Annotated in this window: 6 protein-coding genes; 2 read left to right on the top strand and 4 right to left on the bottom strand. The window is 65.8% G+C overall.

From position 1 onward, the window contains the following. Window positions 1-292: 292 nt before the first annotated feature. From ACFV8H_RS41205 to ACFV8H_RS41195, 3 genes are all read right to left on the bottom strand, one after another. A complete protein-coding gene (locus tag ACFV8H_RS41205) occupies window positions 293-490 on the bottom strand; it encodes a hypothetical protein (protein WP_380409893.1) in 198 nt (65 codons plus the stop codon). Between the two features lie 2 nt (window positions 491-492). Continuing rightward, entirely contained in the window at window positions 493-1611 is a 1119-nt protein-coding gene (locus ACFV8H_RS41200) for a radical SAM protein (protein WP_380409891.1), read from the bottom strand. An 87-nt stretch (window positions 1612-1698) separates the two neighbouring features. Continuing rightward, window positions 1699-2217: an ATP-binding protein gene (locus tag ACFV8H_RS41195; RefSeq protein ID WP_380409889.1), complete on the bottom strand. Its 519-nt coding sequence runs from the start codon at window positions 2215-2217 to the stop codon at window positions 1699-1701. Window positions 2218-2597: 380 nt separating this feature from the next. Here ACFV8H_RS41195 and ACFV8H_RS41190 point away from each other — a divergent pair, with 380 nt between their 5' ends. Both ACFV8H_RS41190 and ACFV8H_RS41185 read left to right on the top strand, forming a co-directional pair. Continuing rightward, window positions 2598-3413 (top strand): hypothetical protein, encoded by an 816-nt coding sequence (locus ACFV8H_RS41190; protein ID WP_380409887.1) that lies wholly within the window; start codon window positions 2598-2600, stop codon window positions 3411-3413. Further along, complete coding sequence (locus ACFV8H_RS41185) at window positions 3364-3684, top strand: hypothetical protein (protein WP_380409885.1); 321 nt, start codon at window positions 3364-3366, stop codon at window positions 3682-3684. The genes ACFV8H_RS41190 and ACFV8H_RS41185 overlap by 50 nt, the downstream gene beginning before the upstream one ends. On the opposite strand, the gene ACFV8H_RS41180 is transcribed toward ACFV8H_RS41185, so the two are convergent. Beyond that, window positions 3685-4218: an NUDIX hydrolase gene (locus ACFV8H_RS41180; RefSeq protein ID WP_380409883.1), complete on the bottom strand. Its 534-nt coding sequence runs from the start codon at window positions 4216-4218 to the stop codon at window positions 3685-3687. Window positions 4219-4436: the final 218 nt, after the last annotated feature.

Raw genomic sequence — 4436 nt, 5'->3', positions numbered from 1 at the left:
GGCAGCAGCGGAGCCACCCGCTCCCACAGGTCATCCGGAACAAGATCGACACTCACCCGGACAGCCTGCCGACCAAGATCGTCGAGTACAAGGGTGCAGCTCAACTCATTCTGAAACGATCAGTTAGGGCCTCGGGATGCAGGGGGCCGAGTGTCGGCAGGTACGGCGCGGACATTCGGGGACGCATCCAGTCCCAGCGGAATCCCATGAACCCACGCTACTCGGCTCCCGCACAGGCCTCAGGCCCTGACGCGAACCGCGCCAGGGCCTGAGCGTCACCGACCGAACGCGATCAGTGCGGGTTGTCGTCGCCCGCGGAGCACGAGCACTTGATCGACTCCATGATGTCGTCCAGGTCAGCCACGGTGGTGATCTCGGTGACCGGCTGGGCGGGGGCCTGGAGGGGCCGCGTCAGGTACGGCAGACGCTGGGACGGGCCGTCACCCGGCAGGGGGCGCCTCGGGGAGAGTTCGACAGCTACAGCGGTCATGGTCATCCTGCTTTCTTGATCCCGTGCTGGCAGTAACTTGCGAGTGGTGCCTTCGCCTCCTGGTAGTGCTTGGCCAGCGGCCGGCACACAGTGCACGACCCCGAGAGCCGGCAGCCGGAGCAGCCACCAGTGCGAAGCATGAGACGGTCAGCGATGGCGCCGAGCCGGGCGAGGCCGTCGATCCCCTCGCCGGGAAGGCTGATCTGGTCGTCACGGCCGATCTTGCAGATGGACACCAGACCGTGCGGGTCGGCGTGGAAGAACGTGTGGCCCGCGTTGCACCCGGCGAACGGTCGTCGCATCCGCAAGTGCTCTTTGGACTGCGCGGTCAGCGACTCGGCGCCGCCGTAGATCGTCGGCGTCATGTTGGTGAAGACGTTGTACTCCAGCCCCCACGACCGGCACAGATCGATCATCGCCTGTTCCTCGTCCGCGTTGTCCTCGGTGACGACGATGCTCATCCGCAGCGGCAGCTTGGCGTGGCGGGCGGCGTTCATCCCCTGGACGAACAGGTCCCAGGCACCCGGGCGCTGCGTCAGTTCGTCGTAACTGGCCTTCGCGGCGCCGTACATCGACACCGTGACCCGGTAGGGCGGGCACTCCCGGAAGAGGGCGAGCAGGTTCTCGCGCCACAGCAGCGAGGCGTTCGTCGACACCGTGATCATCATGCCCAGCTCGAACGCGGTCCGGTAGGAAGCGATGAAGTCCTTGTCCACCGTGGGCTCGCCGCCGGTGATCTGGAGCCACAGCACACCGGCTGCGGCCATGATGCGCAGGCAGGTGAGCTTGTCCGCCAGGGCCATGCCCGAGTTGACCTTGAGCCCCAGACAGCAGTGCTTGCAGGCATAGTTGCAGCCGAGATTGATCTCCCACGACGCCCGGGAGTACCCCCACGGGGACGGCTGCCGGACCAACAGGAACTCCGCCGTCGGCAGTCCGGCGACGTCCAGGTCGGCCCACTGTGCGCCCACTGCCTCCGCGAGCCATGCGGGGGCCACCTGGGCGCGGTCGTGGTTGCGCAGTTCTTCGTAGTCGGCCTGCGGCAGCCGGAGGCCGCCACGGCTGCCGGGGCGCACCAACACGTACTCGTCCAGGAACGGGCTGGCGATGAGGTCGTGCACTTTCCCTCCTCCGCTAAGGATTTCGAACAGGCGTCGGCGTAGCGCCGATCGAGCGGATCTCCTGCCAGGACAAGGCCGCAGGCGATGTCACCGCACAACCTCCGCCCCCAGCTCACTCTTGGACGTCCACCCCCTGTGCCGCTCCCGAAGTTGGGCCGCGAGGACGAGTGCGCCGAGCCGCACGTCTCCCATCACACCCTCGTCGGGGACCACCTCGAACCACACCACCTTGCCCGCCTCCACTGGATGCCAGCCCCAGGAGTGAGCCAGGGCCCCAACCAGGAGAAGGCCGCGGCCGTCGGTGGCCATGTCGTCCGCCATCCTGCTCACCGGCGGCAGCGGGCTGCAGTCCGCGACCTCGACCCGAAGGCGGAGGCCGGTCCACTGGACCGTGACGCGGCATCGCTCCTGCACGTGCTTGATGGCGTTGGCCAGCACCTCATCACTGCACAACTCCACGTCCCGCAAGGCGTTGTCCGTCAACGGAACACGCCAAGAGACAGCGATGGACCGGATCAGTTGACGCGTCGGCCGGATGGTCGCCGGGTTCGGCTCGACATCCCAGGTGCGCGGCTTCGGGATCGTGGCGGTGTCGATGTAGTTCATTGGTGGGGCCGTCTCAGTCGGGTGCTCCGGGCATCTCGCCGGACGACCACCAGAATCCCGAGTCAGCTGCTTTGAGATAAGGCCAGCGCGTGTACCCACGATGGGTAAACTTGCATTCAGTTATCTCAAGTAACACTGAGCGATGATCCTTCTGCCGCTGGGGGCCTGTCGTGAGTGAGCCAATGGGGTCGCCTGGGCTCCCGCATCGCCTGCTCGCGGACCCCGAGATGAGGGCGGCCTGCGCGGATCGAGACTTCGCGCGGATCTTCCAACTTGCCAAGCGCAGAGCAGGATTCCACCCTTCACGCATCGCCCGGGCATGTGAGCTGACGCCCAGCAGGGTGGGCGAAGTGATGAAGGGACGACCGAAGATCACCAACATGGCCGTCATCGAGCGCATCGCGGACGGCTTACGGATCCCCGGCCACATGCTCGGCCTGGCAGACCGCACCTGGGAACGGCCATCCGCCTCCCATGAAGGCTCGCCTTCGGCGGTCGGGCCTGCGCCTGCTTCGCGGTCAGCTGGAGGCGACTTGGATGACATCCTGGCTATCGCAGCTGGATCCAGGGTCACGCCGAATGTCCTTCGCTCCCTCCAGGTTTCCATCGAGGACTATTGGATGCGAGACGATCAGCACGGCGGCGAGACGCTCCGGCCTGCGGTGATCGGCCAACTCAGGTACGTCACGGGCGTTATGCGGGACACCGTAGACCCGAACTACCGGCACAGGCTCCACGCCATCGCAGCCGAGCTCGCCCGCCTTGCCGGCTGGACCTACTTCGACGCGCGGCAGTACAGCGCGGCGCAGGGCTACTTCTCCGAATCACTTCGGTTCGCGCGAGAAATCGACGACCGAACGTTCATCGCCAATGTGCTTGCCTGCCTGAGCCTCCAGGCGACATACCAAGACAAACCGCAGGACGCGATCACGCTGGCCCGAGCTGCACAGGACAACGCGCGCCTTGCGGCTGGAACACCCCGGGTGCTGGCCATGCTGTCGATGCGCGAGGCCTTCGGCCACGCAAGTGCGCACGATCGGGAGGCAGCCATCGCGCGATCACCGAGGCACATCGACACTTCGAGCGCATCGCTGACGGAGATGACGACCTGGCTGGGTTCAGTATTTCGACCGCACCAAGCTCACCGTGGACACCGGCATCGCCCTTGGCCAGCTGGGCGAAGCCGAAGCTGCTGAGCCTCTTATCGCCGAAGGACTGGAAGCCGAGCCGACGGCGAACCTCAGGGGGCGCGCGTTCCACACCTTCTGGCTCGCGCGCACCCAAATCCAGCAGCGAGAGGTCGAATTGGCATGCACGACCGCATCGGAGGCCTTCACGTTGGCGGCAGGTGTCGAGTCCCCCAGGGTAACGGCCCACCTCCAGGAGTTCTGCCAGCTCCTCAGGCCCTACCGCAACAGCGCCCCAGTCGCGGAACTGTCCAACCGGATCACCGGCATGACCGGGTGATCAGAGGCCTGCCTCGTCCAACAGGAGGTACAGCACGCCCACGAGTGTGCCGCTGCTGACGATCTCACGGCGGTCGATCATGCCGCGCAACTCGGACAGGGAGACCCACTCGATCCGGTCGGACTCGTTGCGCTCTGTCGGCGGGCCTACGTACTCGACGGCATCAGCCCGGAAGACGAAGTGCTCCGAGTCGGTGATTCCGTTGGCCGGTTGGGCGTAGATCAGTGGCTTGACTTCGCCGATCTTCCAGCCGGTCTCCTCCAGGGTCTCGCGGACCGCCGCCCCTGCCGGGGTCTCATCCGGCTCGATGAGACCCATCGGGAGTTCCCAGGCCCAGGTGTTGGTGATGAAGCGGTGCCGCCACATCATGAGGACCTGCTTCTGGTCGTTCACTACTGCCGCTACCGCGAGGTGGCGCAGTTTCACCACGTGGTGTTCCCAGCGGTGGCCATCGGGCTGCTCGATGTCGGCCAGCCACAGGTTCACCCATGGGTTCTCGTAGATCGGACGTTCCCCATGGATCTTCCACTGCATGGCTGAAGCCTCCCTCGATGGACCCTCAGCATCTCAGACGCTGGCAACCAGGGCAGTCGATCCCAGCAATTCGTGTCAGAGCGACGAAAACTGGCGATCTCGGTTGATGACCCCGATGATCCCGGCCTGAGGTGCACGGCGATCGCGGCGGGGGCACGGGCAGGGCCGGGGGGGCCGGCAACTATGAGTGTTACCGCACGGGGGTGGTAGTTAAATTT

The sequence above is a fragment of the Kitasatospora sp. NPDC059827 genome (assembly GCF_042731675.1).
Classification (GTDB): domain Bacteria; phylum Actinomycetota; class Actinomycetes; order Streptomycetales; family Streptomycetaceae; genus Kitasatospora.
The sequence above is the reverse complement of the archived record's forward strand: the minus strand, read 5'-3'. Positions and strand labels throughout refer to the sequence as shown.

Bases quoted from the DNA above. Each gene is read 5' to 3' on its own strand.
- ACFV8H_RS41205 (WP_380409893.1), bottom strand. From the start codon at position 490: ATGACCGCTGTAGCTGTCGAACTCTCCCCGAGGCGCCCCCTGCCGGGT.
- ACFV8H_RS41195 (WP_380409889.1), bottom strand. From the start codon at position 2,217: ATGAACTACATCGACACCGCCACGATCCCGAAGCCGCGCACCTGGGAT.
- ACFV8H_RS41190 (WP_380409887.1), top strand. From the start codon at position 2,598: ATGGCCGTCATCGAGCGCATCGCGGACGGCTTACGGATCCCCGGCCAC.
- ACFV8H_RS41180 (WP_380409883.1), bottom strand. From the start codon at position 4,218: ATGCAGTGGAAGATCCATGGGGAACGTCCGATCTACGAGAACCCATGG.